This is a genomic window from Castellaniella sp., assembly GCF_049671645.1.
Taxonomy (GTDB): domain Bacteria; phylum Pseudomonadota; class Gammaproteobacteria; order Burkholderiales; family Burkholderiaceae_B; genus Castellaniella.
Map to the genome: position 1 here is coordinate 1 of NZ_JBATVG010000008.1, position 15,708 is coordinate 15,708.

Consider the following 15,708-nt stretch of genomic DNA (forward strand, 5'->3'; position numbering starts at 1 on the left):
TCATGAAGGCCCCGGCCAGGATGAAGAAGGGGATGGCCATGAGCGTGAAGTGCTCGGAGGTCTCGTAGAGCTTGAGCGAGAGCGAGGCCAGCGAGTCGGTGCCGAAGGCCATGATGGTCAGGAGCGAGGACAGGCCCAGGGCCACGGCCACGGGCATCCCCATGAACATGAACAGGAACAGCAGGATGAACAGAGCGGTAGTTGTCATTTTTGGTCTCCGGTGTCGTCGCTGCGGTATTTCATGGCGTCGGCGACTTCATCGCCCAGCAGGGAGGCGTGATCGCCCTGGAGCAGATGCCAGAGCACCTCGCCGAATCGGTAGATCAACAGCAGAAAGCCCACGGGCATGACCAGGCGCGGGACCCACTGGGGGATGGGCAGGTCCTGGGCCATGATGCCGATCATGTGGATCTTGCTGACGTAGATCCAGCTGCCGTAGAGCACGATGGCGGCGTAGACGAGGCACAGCAGCGTGCTGACGATGGCCAGGTAGCGGGCGGGGCGCGGGGCGAGCAGGCGCACGAAGGCGTCCACGCCGATGTGCGCGCCCACGCGCACGCCGTAGGAGATGCCCAGGAAGATCAGGGCGCCGAAGAAGTACATCGTCAGTTCGAGCGCCCAGACGAAGCTGTAGTTGAAGACGTAGCGGGCGACGACCTGGGCGAATGTCACCACAGTCATTGCCGCCAGCAGGAAAGCGATCAGGCCTTCCTCGATGTGTTCCAGCCAGTTTTTCAACATGGTAAGGAAATCCTTGAGTCGGGATGGGAAGCAGCTGCGGAAAGGCAGCTGCGAGAGCGATACGATGGCGCGCCCGGCCGCAGGACCGGGCGCGCGATGCGCCTCGGCGTCAGCGACTCATGCCGCTGACGCCGAGGCCCGATCATCAATTCTCGTTGGACGCCCGGGCCTTCGCGATCAGATCTTCGCCGATCTGGCTCGAGAACTTCGTCCAGACGGGCCGGACAGCCTCGCGCCATGCGGCGACATCCCGCTTGGTCAGGGGCTGGATCTTGGCCTTGCCGGCGTCGGCGATGCGCTTCTGGTCGCGATCGTTGATCTCGGAGGCCAGCTTGTTGGCGTGTTCCGTGGCGCCTGCCATGGCGGTCTTCAGCGCATCGCGGACGTCCTGGGGCAAGCCGTCCCACCAGCCGGAATTGGTGATGACCATGTAGTCCAGCGCGCCGTGATTCGTGACGGCGATGGTCTTCTGCACTTCATGGAGCTTTTGCGAGTAGATGTTCGACCAGGGGTTTTCGGCCCCATCCACCACGCCGGTCTGCAAGGCCTGGTAGACCTCGGAGAAGGCGAGTTTCTGCGGGTTGGCGCCCAGCTGGCGGAACTGGGCCTCCAGCACGTCGGAGGACTGGATGCGGAACTTCAGGCCTTTGATGTCTTCCGGACGAACCAGCGTGTCCTTGTTGGTGGACATCTGCTTCATGCCGTTGTGCCAGTAAGCCAGGCCCTGGATGCCCTTGGACTTCATGGAATCGAGCAGCTCGTGGCCGGCCGGGCTGGCCTGGAAGCGGTCCAGGGCGGCCACGTCGTCAAACATGAAGGGCAGATCGAAGACCTGCAGCTTCTTGGTGTAGCGGTCGAACTTGGCCAGGGACGGGGCGATGATCTGGACGTCGCCCAGCAGCAGGGCTTCCATTTCCTTGCCGTCGCCAAACAGCTGCGAATTGGGGAACACCTGCACTTGCACCTTGCCGGGCAAGGCGGCTTCGGCCAGTTCCTTGAACTTCAGGGCGCCCTGGCCCTTGGGCGTATTTTCAGCCACGACGTGGCTGAACTTGATGACGACAGGCTTGTCGGCGGCCAGCGCCGCCGAGGAGAAAGCCAGGGCGAGGCACACGCCCAGCGTTTTGACGAAAGGGATACGGATGCTCATAGGAAGGTCTCCTTGTTTTATGAAAATGACAGGGGGGGAAAACTGGATCATCGTATGGATTGCTCAAGGCGCTGCAATCGCGCGGCGGATATCGGAAATCAGTTGCGCGCCGATATGGGCTTCCATATCGACGCTGACGCCCGCCAGGGCCTTTTTCCAGGCCTCGCGCTCGGGCTCCGTCAGGACATCGACCTGGGTTCTTCCGGACTCGCGGATGGCCTCCAAGGCCCGATCGTTTTCTTCCTGCGCGATCGAACTGGCGTAACGCGTCGCTTCCCGCATTGCGCCTTCGAGTTCCCGGCGTATGTCGGGAGGCAGCCCTTCCCAGAATTTTCTATTCACGATCACGGCATACCCCAGGTAGCCATGATTGGAGACGGTGAAGTGCGATTGCACGTCCTGCATGCCCTGCGTGTAGAAATTGGAGGGCGGATTCTCGGTGCCGTCCACCACGCCGGCCGCCAGCGCGTCGTAGACCTCGCCGAACCGCAAGGTCATCGGCTGGGCGCCCAGCGCTCTCATCTGGGCATCCAGCACCCTGGACGGCTGGATCCGCATCCGCAAGCCCGCGAGATCGGAAGGCACGCGCACCGGGCGATTGGCGGAAAAGGACTTGAAGCCGTTATCCCAGAATGCCAGGCCGATGACGCCCTTGAGCCGCAGGCGCTGCAGCATGCCCTCGCCGATCGGCCCGTCCGTGATCCGGTGCAAGGCGGCCTTGTCGGGGAACATGAACGGCAGATCGAACACCTGAAACTCGCGCGCGCCCAGCGGCCCGAACTTGGACAGGGACGGCGCGATCATTTCAACGGCGCCCAGCTGCAGGGCTTCCAGTTCCTCCCGATCCCGATAGAGCTCGCTATTGGGGTAGATCCGCACGCGGACGCGGCCTTCCGTGGCCTGTTCGGCAAGCTGCCGGAAGCGTTCCGCCGCCTTGCCCTTGGGCGTATCCGCGGCAACCACGTGGCTGAACCGGATCAGGATGGGCTCCTGGCGCGCATAGGCGACCTGGGAACACACCAGCGCACAGGAGAACAGGAGAGCCAACAGCTTCATTGCTTGAGCGGTATCCGGAATCTTGAAGTCAGGGGAGTCGAAAAATACGCCGCCATTGTCTGCAAGCACGGCACGCGTTTCAACTGTGGAAATCCACAATCCGGCCCGCAAGACGGCGCGTCTTCGCCCTATGCCGCTCAGCTACACTGGAGGCGGAATAAATTTCGCCACGCCGCCCCCGCCCTCCCGTCACCAGGGGGCAGATGGCCTGCCGCCCGCCGCGCATGAGTCCCTTCCTGTCCTACGCTCCGCTTGTCCACCGACGCACCTGGCAATGGCTGGTGCCGATCTTGTGCGCGCTCTTGTTCCTGACCACCGTCATCTGGCTGCCGCGCCAGGCGCAGCAGATGGAATCCACAGAGCGCCAGGAACAATTGATCGCCGACACGCTGTGGGTCGAGCAGACCATCCGCTTCCAGCTGGGGCGCAACGAAGACGATATCCGCTCACTGGCCAATGCCATCGCCGCCGGCCGCCTGACGGGCGGAAAACTGCAGGACCGGATGCGCTTTCTGCAGCGAACCCACCCTGAACTGACCCGCATCGCCTGGGTCGATGCCGATGGCAAGGGGACGGCATCCGACCATAAAGACCTTCTTTCCCCGGAAGATCTGCCCGAGTCGCTGCGCCTGAAGCTGGAGCGCGTGCGCAGCACCGGCACGCCGGAATACACCCAGCCGAACCCGCCCGAAGGCACGCAGCGCCCCGCCCTGATGGACTATCTCTTCCCCATTCACCAGGACGGGCGCTACATCGGCTGCGTGATCGCCACCTACTCCCTGACCGGAATCCTGGAACAGATGGTGCCCTGGTGGTTCGCCCAGAAGAACGAAGTCCGCCTGACGGACCGTCACGAGAATGCGCTCGGGCAGCGCACGGCGGGCGGGGTCGGACGGGGCGTGTACACCTACGCGCACGACCTGAACCTGCCCTACGCGGACATCACGCTGCGAACCGACAGCGTCAAGGGAGCCCCGAACCTGCTGTCCAATCTGCTGGTCATCGTCATCGTCGCCTTGACGCTGGGCCTGCTCTGGAGCCTGGCCGCCCTGTGGCGCGACATCAACCGCCGGATGGCCGTCGAGCGGGCATTGCGCGAACAGATCGCTTTTCGCACCGCGATGGAGGACTCGCTGGTGACCGGGTTGCGGGTGTACGACCTGAACGGCAAGATCACCTACGTCAACCCCGCGTTCTGCCGCATGGTCGGCATGTCGGCCGAATCCTTGATCGGCTGCTCGCCTCCCATGCCCTATTGGGCGCCGGAAGTCTTGACGGAATACCAGGAGCGCTTCACGCAGCGCATGGCGGGCATGATCAGCCCCCATGGTTTCGAAACGCTGTTCCTGCGCAACCGCACCGAACGCTTCCCCGTGCTGGTCTATGAATCGGCGCTGGTCGACGAAAGCGGCCGGCAGACCGGCTGGATGAGCTCCATCCTGGATATTTCCGACCGCAAGCGATTCGAGGAACTGAACCGGCGCCAACAGGAAAAACTCCAGGCCAGCGCCAGAATGGTGACCATGGGAGAAATCGCATCGACATTGGCTCACGAACTGAACCAGCCGCTGGCCGCCATCACAAGCTACACGACCGGCGCCCTGAACCTGCTGAGCGACCCCGCCGCGCGTCCGGACGATGCGGGCCTGGAGCGCATCCGGGGCGCTCTGGAAAAAGCCAATGCCCAGGCGCAGCGCGCGGGGCACGTCATCCGCAGCGTCCACACATTCGCCAAGCGGCGCGAACCGCATCTGGAAACGGTGCAACTCCCCGCCCTGATCGCGGACGTGGTCCAACTGGCGGAACTGCAGGCCAGCCAGCACTTCATCACGATCAAGGCCGACATCGGGCCGGACACGCCGGCCGTGCTGGCCGATCCGATGATGCTGGAGCAGGTGCTGCTCAACCTGACCCGCAACGCCATCGAGTCCATGCGGGACGTGGAGCCCGAACGCCGCGTCCTGCACATCGGCGCCAACGCGGACCCGCTTGTGCCGGGCAGTGTTACCATCAGCGTGGCTGATCGCGGATGCGGCATTCCGCCGCATGCCCGGGACCGCCTGTTCTCGCCCTTCTTTTCCACTAAGTCAGATGGCATGGGCATGGGCCTGAAGATCTGCCGCACCGTCGTCGAGTTTCACGGCAGCGCCCTGGCCTACGCGGACCAGCCCGGCGGAGGCACCGTCTTCCGCTTCTCGCTGTCCGTGGCCACCGCCGCCGAAAACATGAAAAAATAGGGTTGCCGGGCCGCTCATGGGCCGGACACGCCCAGAGGAGGGAGACAGCAAGGTGCTACACATCGTCGACGATGAAGAAGCAATACGGGATTCACTGATCTGGCTGGCTGAGTCGCGCCGGATCAACGCCTCAGGCTACGACTGCGCCCAGGCCTTTCTCGACATGCTGGAAGCGGACCACGTCTTCAGCCCCGAGGGGGACTGCCTGCTGCTGGACATGCGGATGCCCGACATGAGCGGCGCGCTGCTGTTCGACACCCTGGCGGCGCGGGGGCTGACCCGGCGCATGCCGGTCATCTTCCTGACAGGCCACGGCGACGTGCCGATGGCGGTCGACAGCCTGAAGCGCGGGGCATTCGATTTCTTCGAGAAGCCGTTCAACGACAACAAGCTGATGGACCGGGTGCAGGAAGCGCTGCAAGCATCGCTGGACGCCGGGGACCAGGCGCTGGTGCAGGCGCGCCTGGCCGCTCTGTCGTCGCGTGAACGCGAGGTCATGGACCTGATCCTGGAAGGCAAGATGAACAAGGTGATCGCCGACATGATGGGCATCAGCATGCGCACGGTGGAAGTGCACCGGTCGCACATCCTGACAAAGATGCACGTGCGCACCGCCGTCGAACTGGCGCGGCTGCTGAAATAGCCGACGGTCGAGGGCGGTCCGCGCACAGCGGGCCTGGCCATCAGCCAGCCCGGTAGCCGCCATGCTCGCCCTCTGCGCGGCCCGCCCCGAGCATCCCTAGCGGAGGTTCGCCCCGTCGTAGCGGGTCAGATCGAGCGCGTCCAGATCCGCCTGCGGGACGCAGCGCAGATTGACCGCGCGTGAAAGCGTGCCATCGGGCAACGCACCCAAGGCGAAGGCCTGGGTTCCGCACACGGCGCAGAACTGATGCTCGATCTGGTGAGTGTTGAAACGGTAGCTGCGCAGCGAATCCTGGCCTTGCGTCAGACTGAACTTTTCCGCGGGAAAAAACGCCAGCAGAAAGCCCTTGGCGCGGCAATGGGAACAATTGCAGCTCACCGCCTGCGTCGGCAGGGGCGCATCCACGGAAAATTTGACGGCACCGCAGTGGCACTGGCCTTGGAAGGACATGATGTCTCCTGGGAATGAGGCTATTGAGCCAAACATGATAATCGCTGTCTGGCGGACATGCGGGAATTCCACACCAAGCGATCCATCCCCACGCCCGGCGCAGGCGGGCCCATACGGGCCCCCGCCCGGGGACTGATGTCACAACTGGATCTTGAACTCGGGGCCCGAATAATCCGTCTTGACCTGGATCCGCCCGCTCAGGATCTGCTGCCGGAAGTCTTCAATTTTCTGCCGGACAGCCTGGGGCGTGTCGTCTGCCATGATCAAGCGCACCGCCTGATCGTTCTGCAGGCCGACCTTGGAGATGCTCCCGGGCCTGAAGCGCTTCTGGACAAAATCATCCACCGCAGCGAACACCCCGATGCCGACGTCGGCATAGGCCGACGCGATGAACACCTGGGGATCCCTGGCCACCCAATCCGCCACATTGCCGATCTCGTGAATGCCCAGGGCGCGACAGGCCTCGGTGGTCCCCGACCGGCCGGCGTTCAGCATGGTGAAGATGATATCGGCCCCCTGCTTCGCCTGCGCCCGCGTGACCCGGTCCGCCAAGGCGGCATCATCCTGATTCCCAGAAAAATTGGTCAGCAGGCGCACCTTCGGATTGGCTGTACGGACGCCATCCGCATACGCGGCGCGCCCGCGCAGACCCGGCGGGACGCGGATGCCGGATTGATGAGCCACCACGCCGGTGCGCGTCATCATGGCTGCATACGCGCCAGCCAGCCACGCCGATTCCTCTTGAAGCACATCGTAGCTGGACAGATTCGCGCCGGTCACATGGCCCTGCGTCACGACAAAAAGAATGTCCGGGAACTCGGCGGCGACCTGCTCCGCTGCCTTGTTGTTCTGCCCGCCATGCGCGATGACGAGCGCGGGACGCGCCTGCGCCAATCCCCGAAGCGCCACGACTTGCGCGCTGGTTTCGTTGGGGATTTTGTCGACGTAGGCCGTCTGGACCCCGAGCTTTCGCTTGGCCAGCATCAGCCCCTGATAACCGGCCTGCATGAAACCGCCATCATTGATCTGGCCGCAAAACAGCGCCGATACCCTGGTTGCGCCACCGGAGCCTTTAAGGGGCGCGCAAGCGGCCAGGGAAGCCAGGGGGATCGCCGTCAAGAGGCGCCGCCGAGTGTGATTCATCATGTCGTCTCCGTTTTCCGGTTTCATTGAACCTTCGAAGACTTTAGCAAAGAAGGCTTCCGGGAATATGCGCATTCCCGTATGAAACGCATACGAAGACGGACATGGTGCGACCCGCTAGTCCACCAGGGCAGTTCCCGAGCCCAGCGCAACCAGGCGAAGCGCATTTCTAAGGTTCGCTTTCATGAGCTTGCTGACAACCTTTGCGGTATCCGCATCGCGCGGGTTCGCAAGGCAGGTCAGCAGCCTTTCGATGTCGCCGTCCGTCAGCGCCACCTGGTGCTGATCCGCACCATCTTTCCCATTCGGAACCCAGGCGGTTATCTGAACGACCAATCTCCCTTGGTCATCGATCTGTGTTTCCGGCTGCCCAGGAAATTTCGCGCGCAGGTCACCCGCTTTTCCTGCCGACGATTTTTCAGTTTTGTTGATCTGCATGGCACCCCCAATGTTTCAAATCGCACCGGCTGATTCTAAGCCCGACCACCCCTAAAAATCCCTCAAGGAAAACCATGACCATCGCCCGCTTTGACTGGGATGGGCGGGCGTGGCGGCATGCAAATCATCGGTCACCTTGAGCAACCTGCGGCAGATGCCGGCTTGGTGGGAAAAGCGGCAGCCCTGGCTGGACTGCTCGTTTTATAGGTGCTCGCAGCAAAGCGGCACGGATGAGCGCGCCGTCAGGACGTTGAGAGAGGCGGCACTTTCCCCCGACCGGCGCCGTCTTCCCGCCGCGCCTTCTGCAATATCTGGTCCAGGGCATTGGCAAATGCGCGCCTGTCCGCCTGGCTGAAAGTCGCCGGCCCGCCGGTATCGACGCCTGCGCTACGCAACTCTTCCATCATGTCTCGTATCGACAAGCGCTCACTGATGCTATCGGCGGTATAGCGCTCGCCACGCGGGCTCAGCACCAGCATCCCCTTGCCCAGGGCTTCGCTTGCCAAGGGAATATCCGCGGTGATGACGAGATCGCCGGTAGAGGCGTGTTCGACGATATAGGCGTCCGCCACATCAAACCCGCGCGGCACCTGGACGGCCCGGATCAAAGGCGATGGCGGCGTGCGCAACATCTGATTGGCTACCAGGGTGAGTGTCCGCTGCGATCGCTGCGCGGCCCGATACAGGATGTCCTTGATGACGGCAGGACAGGCGTCAGCATCGACCCATATGTTCACGGACTAGCCCTTCAACGCTTCGGCCAGCAGCACGTTCACCAGCTCGTTGACGCTGACGCCATCCGCCTGCGCCTTGACGTTCAAGGCCGTGATCAATGGCTGGCGCAGCTTGACGGGAAAGGACACCAGGCCAGCAGCTCGATCCAGGCGACGCTGTTCGCGGCGATCCACAGCAGACGCGGCGCCGGCAAAGCGATCCGGCGGGATGGCGGCATTGAGCTTGCCCATGAGCTTCAGGGCTTTCTGCTTGTCGAGATCGGTTTTTTTCATGGAGAGCTCAGCGTAGTGATCCGCCGACGGCAAACTTGGCAGACAGCGTTATAGAAGATATCACCTGAGCAAGTTTTGACCGGGTCAATTCAGGTGGCGATAAACAGCACTTCATCAATGATGACGTACCTGCGGTAGCTGGCCCCGTACCGGGACGGGGAAATCCAGGGCGCCTGTAGGGCACGGCCCCCATGAAAAGAGCAAGGGCTTACAGAGAAACCTCTGTAAGCCCTTGGTAATGCTGGTCGGGACGGCGGGATTCGAACTCGCGACCCCTTGCACCCCATGCAAGTGCGCTACCAGGCTGCGCTACGCCCCGAAAGAACGTGATTCTAGCATAGAAATTCACAGGTCTGCAGGCGGCCAAAGTGAATTCACCAAAGACGTCGGCCCGCCCCCGATCCGTCTCCTCGGACCCGGATCAGGCAGCCGCGCCAATCGGTGCTCGCCGCTCGATGAACAAGGCGGGACCGGGCCGCTTCTTCGCCTGGGATTTGGCTTCGCCGGCGGCTTGCGCGACCTGATGGCGCGAATGATAGACGCCAGGCTCGACCGGCACCACTCCCAGGGACAGCGCGGGCAGCTCATAATGCCGGAGTTGGCCCTGGCGGTCCTCGGCCACGTAGCCCTGGATGTCGCCCCGCCCTGCCTCCACCATCAGCTGAATCATGCCCTGACTGAAGGACTCGATCATGCTGCGACAACGCTGCTGCCAGTCGGCGCAGCGGAACAGCACGATGAAATCGTCGCCGCCGATGTGACCCAGAAAGTCCTGACGCTCATCCACCTGCTGCGACAGCACCCGGCTCAGCAGCCGGATGACATCGTCCCCAAGGCGATAGCCGAACACATCGTTGAAGGGCTTGAAATGATCCAGATCGGCATGGCAGACGGCAAATTTCCGGCCGCTGGCCAGATAGCGCTGAATCTGCCGGTCGATGGGGACATTGCCGGGCAGCTGGGTGAGCGGATTGGCATGACGCGCCGCTCGAAGCTGCAGGCGGTTCAGCGCCTGCAACAAATCCTGGCTGGACCCGATGCCCAGATACTGCCCCCGGGCCGTGATGACGAAATCCGTCGCCAGCGCGTGGCCTTCGGCCTCGGCCAGCCAGCGGCTGAGCGTCAGCAGCGGCGTGTGCATGTCCACGATCAAGGGCTTGCTGTCCATGAACAGGCTGCAGGGCTTGGGGCCGTACAATTCCCGCTGGTACGGCAGTGAAAACCGCTCGACCAGGCTGGCCCGGGTCAAGACCCCCACCGGAACATCCTCATCCACCACCGGAATGGTATGCAATTCAGGATGGTGGCGAAACAGGCTGAATACCGTCTCGTTGGGCATGACGGGGGACACGCTGGGCACGCGGCGCAGCAAGCGCAAGGCGCGGCCCTCCGCGCCGTCATGGGCCGGACTGGATTCCAGACCGTCCTGCGTGTCCGCCCGCCGGAGTTCCGCCAGGCTGAGCATCAATTCAGGCCACAGTGTCCGGGCGGGCTCCGCTGCGGGATGGTCGATGCAATATCCTTGCGCGCAGGCGACGCCCAGGTCCACCACGCACGCCAGTTCATCCAATGTTTCGACGCCCTCGGCGACGACGACGGCGCCGGCGACGGTGGCGATGTCGCTGACCGAACGCAGAATCTGCTGACGCAGCACGTCGTGCTGAATCCCGGCCGTGAAGGTTTTATCGGTCTTGATGAACTCGGGCCGCAAGGCCAGCCAGCGCCCCAGGTTCGAAAGACCCGAACCCAGGTCATCGATGGCGAAACGGATGTCCCGCGCCCTGAGCCGGGTGATCACAGGAAGCAGATCCCCCGGAGCCCGCCCCTGATCCTGTTCAGTCAGTTCAATGACCAGGCGGCTGGTCGGCAGGCCGCACGCCGCCAGCAAGCCGATCAGGTCCAGCGCCCCTCCAGCCGCGTGGAGCAAAGCCGTCGGGCTGAGATTCACGAACAGGTTGCCGGGCAGCCGCAAGGCGGCGAAGCGCTGGATCACGATGCGGCAGCAGCGAAGTTCAAGCGCGATATCCAGGCTGCGCGCGCGGGCGGCCTCGAACAGGCGATCCGGCGTGTGCAGGGGATGGTCGCTCGGCCCGCGGATCAAGCCTTCGAATCCCAGGAGCGCGCCTTCCCGCGCCCACAAAATCGGCTGAAAGACGGCGCTCAATTCACCCTGGAGCAGCTGCGCGGCGACGTCGCCCCTCCCTTCTTGAGAGTCCGGATCAGTCATCGGTGATTCGTGCGGCCCGGATTCCGGAAAACAACGCATGGGAAACATCAGCAAAACGACGTGGCACACACATTACACGATGTTCATGACACAAAGATGAACCCGTCGCGTCTGCCCGCACGATAAAAAAACAGGGTAACCGTCAAGCGCAAGCCCTACAGCAAGCCCAGTTGCAGCTTGGCCGGCTCGCTGATCATTTCCCGGCTCCAGGGCGGGTCCCAGACCAGGTCGACGGTGGCTTCGTCCACGCCTTCGATGTTCAGCAGCTTGTTGCGCGCCTCATCGGCGATCATGGTGCCCATGCCGCAACCCGCCGCTGTCAGCGTCATCTTGATTTCGATGCGGAAACGATCGGGCGTGCTGGCGGGCAGCACCTTGCATTCGTAGACCAGGCCCAGGTTGACGATGTCCACCGGAATCTCCGGGTCGTAGCAGGTGGACAGCATGGTCCAGGCGGCTTCCTCGACGGATTCCAGAGTCGCCGGACCTTCATGGACATGCTTGACGTCTTCTGTGGGCTCGAAGCCCAGGGCGTCGCCATCGGCGCCCTCGATGCGGTATAGGTTGCCTTCCACCATGACGGTGTAGGTGCCGCCCAACTGCTGGGTGATGACGGCTTCGCAGCCGGCCTCGATGGTGACGGGCGAGCCGTAAGGCACAGTGACCGCCGGGCAATCCCGGTTCACGATCACTTCCTGACGATTGAAACTCATGATGTTACCTCTGGTTCATCGCGTTATTCGGTGACGGCCGTATCCTGCGCCTGGACAATGGCGTTGTGCAGGGTGTGCCAGGCCAAGGTGGCGCATTTCACCCGCGAGGGGAATTCGCGCACCCCGGACAGGACTTCCAGCTTGCCCAGATCGCAATCCGGGTGGGCCTCGGTCAGCATGGCGTGGATGTTGCGAAACAGCGCGTCGACCTCTTCGATCTTCATGCCGCGCACCGCTTCGGTCATCAGCGAAGCCGATGCCGTGGAGATGGCGCAGCCATGGCCGACGAAGCTGACTTCCTGCACCACGCCGTCCTGCACCTTGGCGTACACGGTCAGTTGATCGCCGCACAGGGGGTTGTGGCCGTCGGCCCGGTTCGAGGCATCCTCCATCGCATGGAAATTACGCGGATTGCGGTTGTGGTCGAAGATGACTTCCTGGTAGAGATCGCGCAGTCCGTCGTCGGTGTCCCTCATGCTTTACACCCCAAACAATTTCTGGGCCTTGCGCACGCCGGCCACCAGGGCTTCGACGTCGCGCAGGTCGTTGTACAGGGCGAACGATGCCCGCGCCGTGCCCGGAATGCCGAAGTGCGACATCAGCGGCATGGCGCAATGGTGTCCGGCGCGGATGGCCACGCCTTCGGTGTCCAGGATCGTGCCCAGATCGTGCGGATGGATGCCATCCACCAGGAAGGACAGGATCCCGGCCTTGTGCGCCGCCGTGCCGATCAGGCGCACGCCGGGGATGGACCGCATGGCGTCCGTCGCCTGTGCCAGCAGGGCCGATTCGTGGGCCGCGATACGGTCCAGCCCGATGCCGCGCACGTAGGCAATGGCGGCGCCCAGGGCCACGGATCCGGCGATGTTGGGCGTGCCGGCCTCGAAGCGCTGCGGGCCGTCGGCCCAGGTGCTGCCGTCGAAGCTGACGGTCCGGATCATGTCGCCGCCGCCCTGCCAGGGCGGCAGGTCCGCAAGGATGGAGCCGCGCACGTACAAGGCGCCGATACCGGTGGGACCGTAGATCTTGTGACCGGAAAAGGCATAGAAATCGCAATCCAGCGCCTGCACATCCACCGTGGCATGAGCCACAGCCTGGGCGCCGTCGATCAGCACCAGAGCGCCGGCCTCGTGCGCCAGGCGGGTCAGCTCGGCCACCGGGTTCACCGTGCCCAGCGCGTTGGACACATGCGCGATCCCGACCAGGCGGGTGCGGGCGTTCAGCTGCGCCTTGAAATCGGCCAGGTCGAGTTCGCCGGTCTCTGTGATGCGGGCATGCCGCAACACCGCGCCCGTGCGGGCGCACAGCAGTTGCCAGGGCACGATGTTGGAATGGTGCTCCATGCCCGTGACCAGGATCTCGTCGCCCGCCCGCAGGCCCTGCCCCCAGGTCTGGGCGACCAGATTGATGGCTTCGGTGGTGCCGCGCGCGAAGATCACGTGCTGGCTGTCGGGCGCGTTCAGCAAGCCGCGCACCTGTTCCCGCGCCTGTTCGTACAGATCGGTGGCATGCTGGGACAGCCAGTGCACGCCGCGATGGATGTTGGCGTTGGACTGTTCGTAGAACTGGTCCAGGGCCTGGATGACGGCGCGCGGTTTCTGGGTGGTCGCGCCGTTGTCCAGATAGGCCAGGCGGCGCTTGCGCACCGGCCGGGCCAGGATGGGGAAATCATCCGCCACGGGACGGCCGTCGGCGCCCAGCAAGGCGCCGGCGGTCTCATCGGATTGCGCCAGGCGCACGGTTTCGGAAGAGCTCAGGGGCGCGTTCATGCGGCCTCCAGCGTCATGCCGCCCGGCAGCAGGGCCCGAATGGCGTATTCGATGCGCTGGCGCAGCACCGGCGTATCGATGCGGGCCACGCTGGCGGCGGCGAAGGCATAGGTCAGGATATCGCGGGCATGGGCTTCGTCCAGGCCTCGTGTGCGCAGGTAGAACAGGCTGTCGGCATCGATCTGGCCGACCGTGGCGCCGTGGGCGCATTTCACATCGTCGGCGTAGATTTCGAGTTCCGGCCGGGAATCGGACTTCGCCAGGCGCGACAGCAGCAGGCTATCGTTGCGCTGGACGGCATCGGTGCCATCGGCGCCGGGAGCCACCAGGATGCGCCCGCTGAACACGCCATGCGCCGTATCGGCCAGGATGCCGCGATAGTTTTCGTGGCTGACACAGCGCGGCTGGTCGTGACCGATCAGGGTGTGGTGATCGACATGACGGCGCTGATCGACGTAATACAGGCCGTTGAACAGGGTTTCGCAACGTTCGCCCGCGAAATGCGTGGCGATGTCGTGACGCGCCAGGCGGGCGCCCAGCGACACCGAATGGGAAGCGAAGTACGAGCCGCGCGACTGCACGGCGTCGATGTCCCCCAGGTGCCAGGCCTGCGCCGATTCCTGTTGCAGCTTCAGGTGCGTGACGCGGGCGTCCTGATCCAGGGTCAGGCGCGTGGCCGCATGGCGGAAATTGCTGGCCTGGGCCACGCCGACGTAGTGTTCGACGACCGTGGCCTGCGCGCCGGCCGCCGCCTGAATGACGTGCCGCAGAAAATGGGCCGCTTGCGGCGAGGCGGCCGCGCAGACCACATGGATAGGCTGCTCGACGGCCACGCCCCGGGCCAGGCTGATCCAGGCGCCGTCGCTGGCCAGAGCCAGATTCAGGGCGCTGGTGCTATGCCCTTGTTCCGCCTGGCCGTAGGCGGCCTGGATCGCATCGGCATGGTCAGACCAGGCCTGCGACAAGGGCAGCGCGAGCGCGCCGTCCGGCAGTGCGCCGATATCCGACAGGCCGGCGTCGAAGGCGCCATCCACGAACACCAGCCAATGGCCGGACTCGCCCGCCTTCAGATCGGCGACCAGATCGGCCACCGGCTGGGCGCCGCCATCGGCGAACGTGGCGGCGGCCAGGGGCGACAGCGACGTATGACGCCAGGCCTCGATCTTGGTGGTGGGCCAGCCCTCGCTCATGAAACGGTCCAGGGCCTGCCGGCGCACGCCGGCCAGCCACGGCAACCGGGCGCCGGGCAAGTCCCCCGCCCGCTGGCCGAAGACATCGGCCCAGGCTTGCAGATCCGTGCTCATGCCCGCGCCCCCGGCTTGACGCCGATCTTCTTGCCATCGTCGGCCGGCTTGGCGGCGCGCGCGGCGGCCGGGGCTTGATTGACCCCTTCGATCCAGCCGTAGCCCTTGGCTTCGAGTTCGAGCGCCAATTCACGCCCGCCGGAGCGCACGATCTTGCCGTGGGCCAGCACGTGCACGAAATCGGGCACGATGTAATCCAGCAGGCGCTGGTAGTGGGTGATGACGATCATGGCACGATCCGGCGAACGCAGGCGGTTCACGCCATCGGCCACGGTCTTCAGGGCGTCGATGTCCAGGCCGGAATCGGTTTCGTCCAGGATGGCCAGCCTGGGTTCCAGCAAGGCCATCTGCAGGACTTCATTGCGTTTCTTTTCGCCGCCCGAAAAGCCTTCGTTCACTGACCGGTACAGGAATTCATCACGCATGCCCACGAGCTTCATTTCGGCCTTGGCGCGTTTGACGAAATCCATGGCGTCCAGTTCGGGCTCGCCGCGATGGCGGCGGCCGGCGTTGACGGCCGCCCGCAGGAAATAGGCGTTGGAGACGCCCGGGATCTCGATCGGGTACTGGAAGGCCAGGAAGATGCCGGCGCGGGCGCGTTCTTCCACGGGCAGGTCCAGCAGGTTCTGGCCCATGAATTCGACGGTGCCGCCCGTGACCTTGTAGTCGTCGCGCCCGGTCAGCACCTGCGACAGCGTGCTCTTGCCCGCGCCGTTGGGGCCCATGATGGCGTGGACTTCACCGGCCTTGACCTCCAGGTCGAGGCCACGCAGGATTTCGTTGTCCTCGATCGAGGCGTGCAGATCATTGATTTTCAGCATGAGATGGGT

General features: G+C 64.1%; 17 protein-coding genes and 1 tRNA gene. 2 read left to right on the forward strand and 16 right to left on the reverse strand.

Annotated features, from left to right (window positions below):
- From WBG56_RS02365 to WBG56_RS02380, 4 genes are all read right to left on the reverse strand, one after another.
- On the reverse strand, nt 1-208 hold a 208-nt coding region (locus WBG56_RS02365; RefSeq protein ID WP_424264947.1), incomplete at its 3' end, for a TRAP transporter large permease subunit.
- Nucleotides 205-741 carry a TRAP transporter small permease gene (locus WBG56_RS02370; RefSeq protein ID WP_424264948.1) on the reverse strand — a complete coding sequence of 179 codons (537 nt, stop codon included), beginning with the start codon at nt 739-741 and terminating at the stop codon, nt 205-207. The genes WBG56_RS02370 and WBG56_RS02365, both read right to left, overlap by 4 nt.
- Nucleotides 742-886: 145 nt before the next feature.
- Complete coding sequence (locus WBG56_RS02375; protein WP_424264949.1) at nt 887-1,891, reverse strand: TRAP transporter substrate-binding protein; 1,005 nt, start codon at nt 1,889-1,891, stop codon at nt 887-889.
- 63 nt (nt 1,892-1,954) lie between these two features.
- Nucleotides 1,955-2,947: a TRAP transporter substrate-binding protein gene (locus WBG56_RS02380; RefSeq protein ID WP_424264950.1), complete on the reverse strand. Its 993-nt coding sequence runs from the start codon at nt 2,945-2,947 to the stop codon at nt 1,955-1,957.
- Nucleotides 2,948-3,171: 224 nt separating this feature from the next.
- Here WBG56_RS02380 and WBG56_RS02385 point away from each other — a divergent pair, with 224 nt between their 5' ends.
- Both WBG56_RS02385 and WBG56_RS02390 read left to right on the forward strand, forming a co-directional pair.
- The gene (locus WBG56_RS02385) at nt 3,172-5,184 is read left to right on the forward strand and encodes a PAS domain S-box protein (RefSeq protein WP_424264951.1); all 2,013 of its coding nucleotides are present in this window, start codon (nt 3,172-3,174) and stop codon (nt 5,182-5,184) included.
- A 52-nt stretch (nt 5,185-5,236) separates the two neighbouring features.
- Nucleotides 5,237-5,827, forward strand: a complete 591-nt coding sequence (locus WBG56_RS02390; protein ID WP_424264952.1) for a response regulator transcription factor — start codon at nt 5,237-5,239, stop codon at nt 5,825-5,827.
- A gap of 96 nt (nt 5,828-5,923) precedes the next feature.
- On the opposite strand, the gene WBG56_RS02395 is transcribed toward WBG56_RS02390, so the two are convergent.
- The 12 genes from WBG56_RS02395 to sufC form a co-directional block, all read right to left on the reverse strand.
- Nucleotides 5,924-6,277, reverse strand: a complete 354-nt coding sequence (locus WBG56_RS02395; protein ID WP_424264953.1) for a GFA family protein — start codon at nt 6,275-6,277, stop codon at nt 5,924-5,926.
- A gap of 138 nt (nt 6,278-6,415) precedes the next feature.
- Nucleotides 6,416-7,423 carry a BMP family protein gene (locus WBG56_RS02400; protein ID WP_424264954.1) on the reverse strand — a complete coding sequence of 336 codons (1,008 nt, stop codon included), beginning with the start codon at nt 7,421-7,423 and terminating at the stop codon, nt 6,416-6,418.
- 114 nt (nt 7,424-7,537) lie between these two features.
- Complete coding sequence (locus tag WBG56_RS02405; RefSeq protein WP_424264955.1) at nt 7,538-7,858, reverse strand: hypothetical protein; 321 nt, start codon at nt 7,856-7,858, stop codon at nt 7,538-7,540.
- Between the two features lie 242 nt (nt 7,859-8,100).
- Complete coding sequence (locus WBG56_RS02410) at nt 8,101-8,595, reverse strand: YaiI/YqxD family protein (protein ID WP_424264956.1); 495 nt, start codon at nt 8,593-8,595, stop codon at nt 8,101-8,103.
- Between the two features lie 3 nt (nt 8,596-8,598).
- Entirely contained in the window at nt 8,599-8,865 is a 267-nt protein-coding gene (locus tag WBG56_RS02415; RefSeq protein ID WP_424264957.1) for a hypothetical protein, read from the reverse strand.
- 242 nt (nt 8,866-9,107) lie between these two features.
- Nucleotides 9,108-9,184: transfer RNA gene (locus WBG56_RS02420), tRNA-Pro, on the reverse strand.
- Between the two features lie 102 nt (nt 9,185-9,286).
- Nucleotides 9,287-11,092 carry a GGDEF domain-containing protein gene (locus WBG56_RS02425; RefSeq protein WP_424264958.1) on the reverse strand — a complete coding sequence of 602 codons (1,806 nt, stop codon included), beginning with the start codon at nt 11,090-11,092 and terminating at the stop codon, nt 9,287-9,289.
- 155 nt (nt 11,093-11,247) lie between these two features.
- Nucleotides 11,248-11,805, reverse strand: a complete 558-nt coding sequence (gene sufT / locus WBG56_RS02430; protein WP_424264959.1) for a putative Fe-S cluster assembly protein SufT — start codon at nt 11,803-11,805, stop codon at nt 11,248-11,250.
- 23 nt (nt 11,806-11,828) lie between these two features.
- Nucleotides 11,829-12,281, reverse strand: coding sequence for a Fe-S cluster assembly sulfur transfer protein SufU (sufU, locus tag WBG56_RS02435; RefSeq protein ID WP_424264960.1), 453 nt, complete (start codon nt 12,279-12,281; stop codon nt 11,829-11,831).
- 3 nt (nt 12,282-12,284) lie between these two features.
- Nucleotides 12,285-13,574 carry an aminotransferase class V-fold PLP-dependent enzyme gene (locus WBG56_RS02440; protein WP_424264961.1) on the reverse strand — a complete coding sequence of 430 codons (1,290 nt, stop codon included), beginning with the start codon at nt 13,572-13,574 and terminating at the stop codon, nt 12,285-12,287.
- A complete protein-coding gene (sufD, locus tag WBG56_RS02445; RefSeq protein WP_424264962.1) occupies nt 13,571-14,878 on the reverse strand; it encodes a Fe-S cluster assembly protein SufD in 1,308 nt (435 codons plus the stop codon). The genes WBG56_RS02440 and sufD overlap by 4 nt, the downstream gene beginning before the upstream one ends.
- Nucleotides 14,875-15,699 carry a Fe-S cluster assembly ATPase SufC gene (sufC, locus tag WBG56_RS02450; RefSeq protein ID WP_424264963.1) on the reverse strand — a complete coding sequence of 275 codons (825 nt, stop codon included), beginning with the start codon at nt 15,697-15,699 and terminating at the stop codon, nt 14,875-14,877. Before sufC ends, sufD begins: the two co-directional genes overlap by 4 nt.
- Nucleotides 15,700-15,708 lie beyond the last annotated feature (9 nt).

Coding starts and splice junctions, on each gene's coding strand:
- WBG56_RS02370 (WP_424264948.1), bottom strand. CDS start 741: ATGTTGAAAAACTGGCTGGAACACATCGAGGAAGGCCTGATCGCTTTC.
- sufD (WP_424264962.1), bottom strand. CDS start 14,878: ATGAGCACGGATCTGCAAGCCTGGGCCGATGTCTTCGGCCAGCGGGCG.
- WBG56_RS02380 (WP_424264950.1), bottom strand. CDS start 2,947: ATGAAGCTGTTGGCTCTCCTGTTCTCCTGTGCGCTGGTGTGTTCCCAG.
- WBG56_RS02395 (WP_424264953.1), bottom strand. CDS start 6,277: ATGTCCTTCCAAGGCCAGTGCCACTGCGGTGCCGTCAAATTTTCCGTG.
- WBG56_RS02405 (WP_424264955.1), bottom strand. CDS start 7,858: ATGCAGATCAACAAAACTGAAAAATCGTCGGCAGGAAAAGCGGGTGAC.
- WBG56_RS02385 (WP_424264951.1), top strand. CDS start 3,172: ATGAGTCCCTTCCTGTCCTACGCTCCGCTTGTCCACCGACGCACCTGG.
- WBG56_RS02375 (WP_424264949.1), bottom strand. CDS start 1,891: ATGAGCATCCGTATCCCTTTCGTCAAAACGCTGGGCGTGTGCCTCGCC.
- sufT (WP_424264959.1), bottom strand. CDS start 11,805: ATGAGTTTCAATCGTCAGGAAGTGATCGTGAACCGGGATTGCCCGGCG.
- WBG56_RS02415 (WP_424264957.1), bottom strand. CDS start 8,865: ATGAAAAAAACCGATCTCGACAAGCAGAAAGCCCTGAAGCTCATGGGC.
- WBG56_RS02425 (WP_424264958.1), bottom strand. CDS start 11,092: ATGACTGATCCGGACTCTCAAGAAGGGAGGGGCGACGTCGCCGCGCAG.
- sufC (WP_424264963.1), bottom strand. CDS start 15,699: ATGCTGAAAATCAATGATCTGCACGCCTCGATCGAGGACAACGAAATC.
- WBG56_RS02440 (WP_424264961.1), bottom strand. CDS start 13,574: ATGAACGCGCCCCTGAGCTCTTCCGAAACCGTGCGCCTGGCGCAATCC.
- sufU (WP_424264960.1), bottom strand. CDS start 12,281: ATGAGGGACACCGACGACGGACTGCGCGATCTCTACCAGGAAGTCATC.
- WBG56_RS02400 (WP_424264954.1), bottom strand. CDS start 7,423: ATGATGAATCACACTCGGCGGCGCCTCTTGACGGCGATCCCCCTGGCT.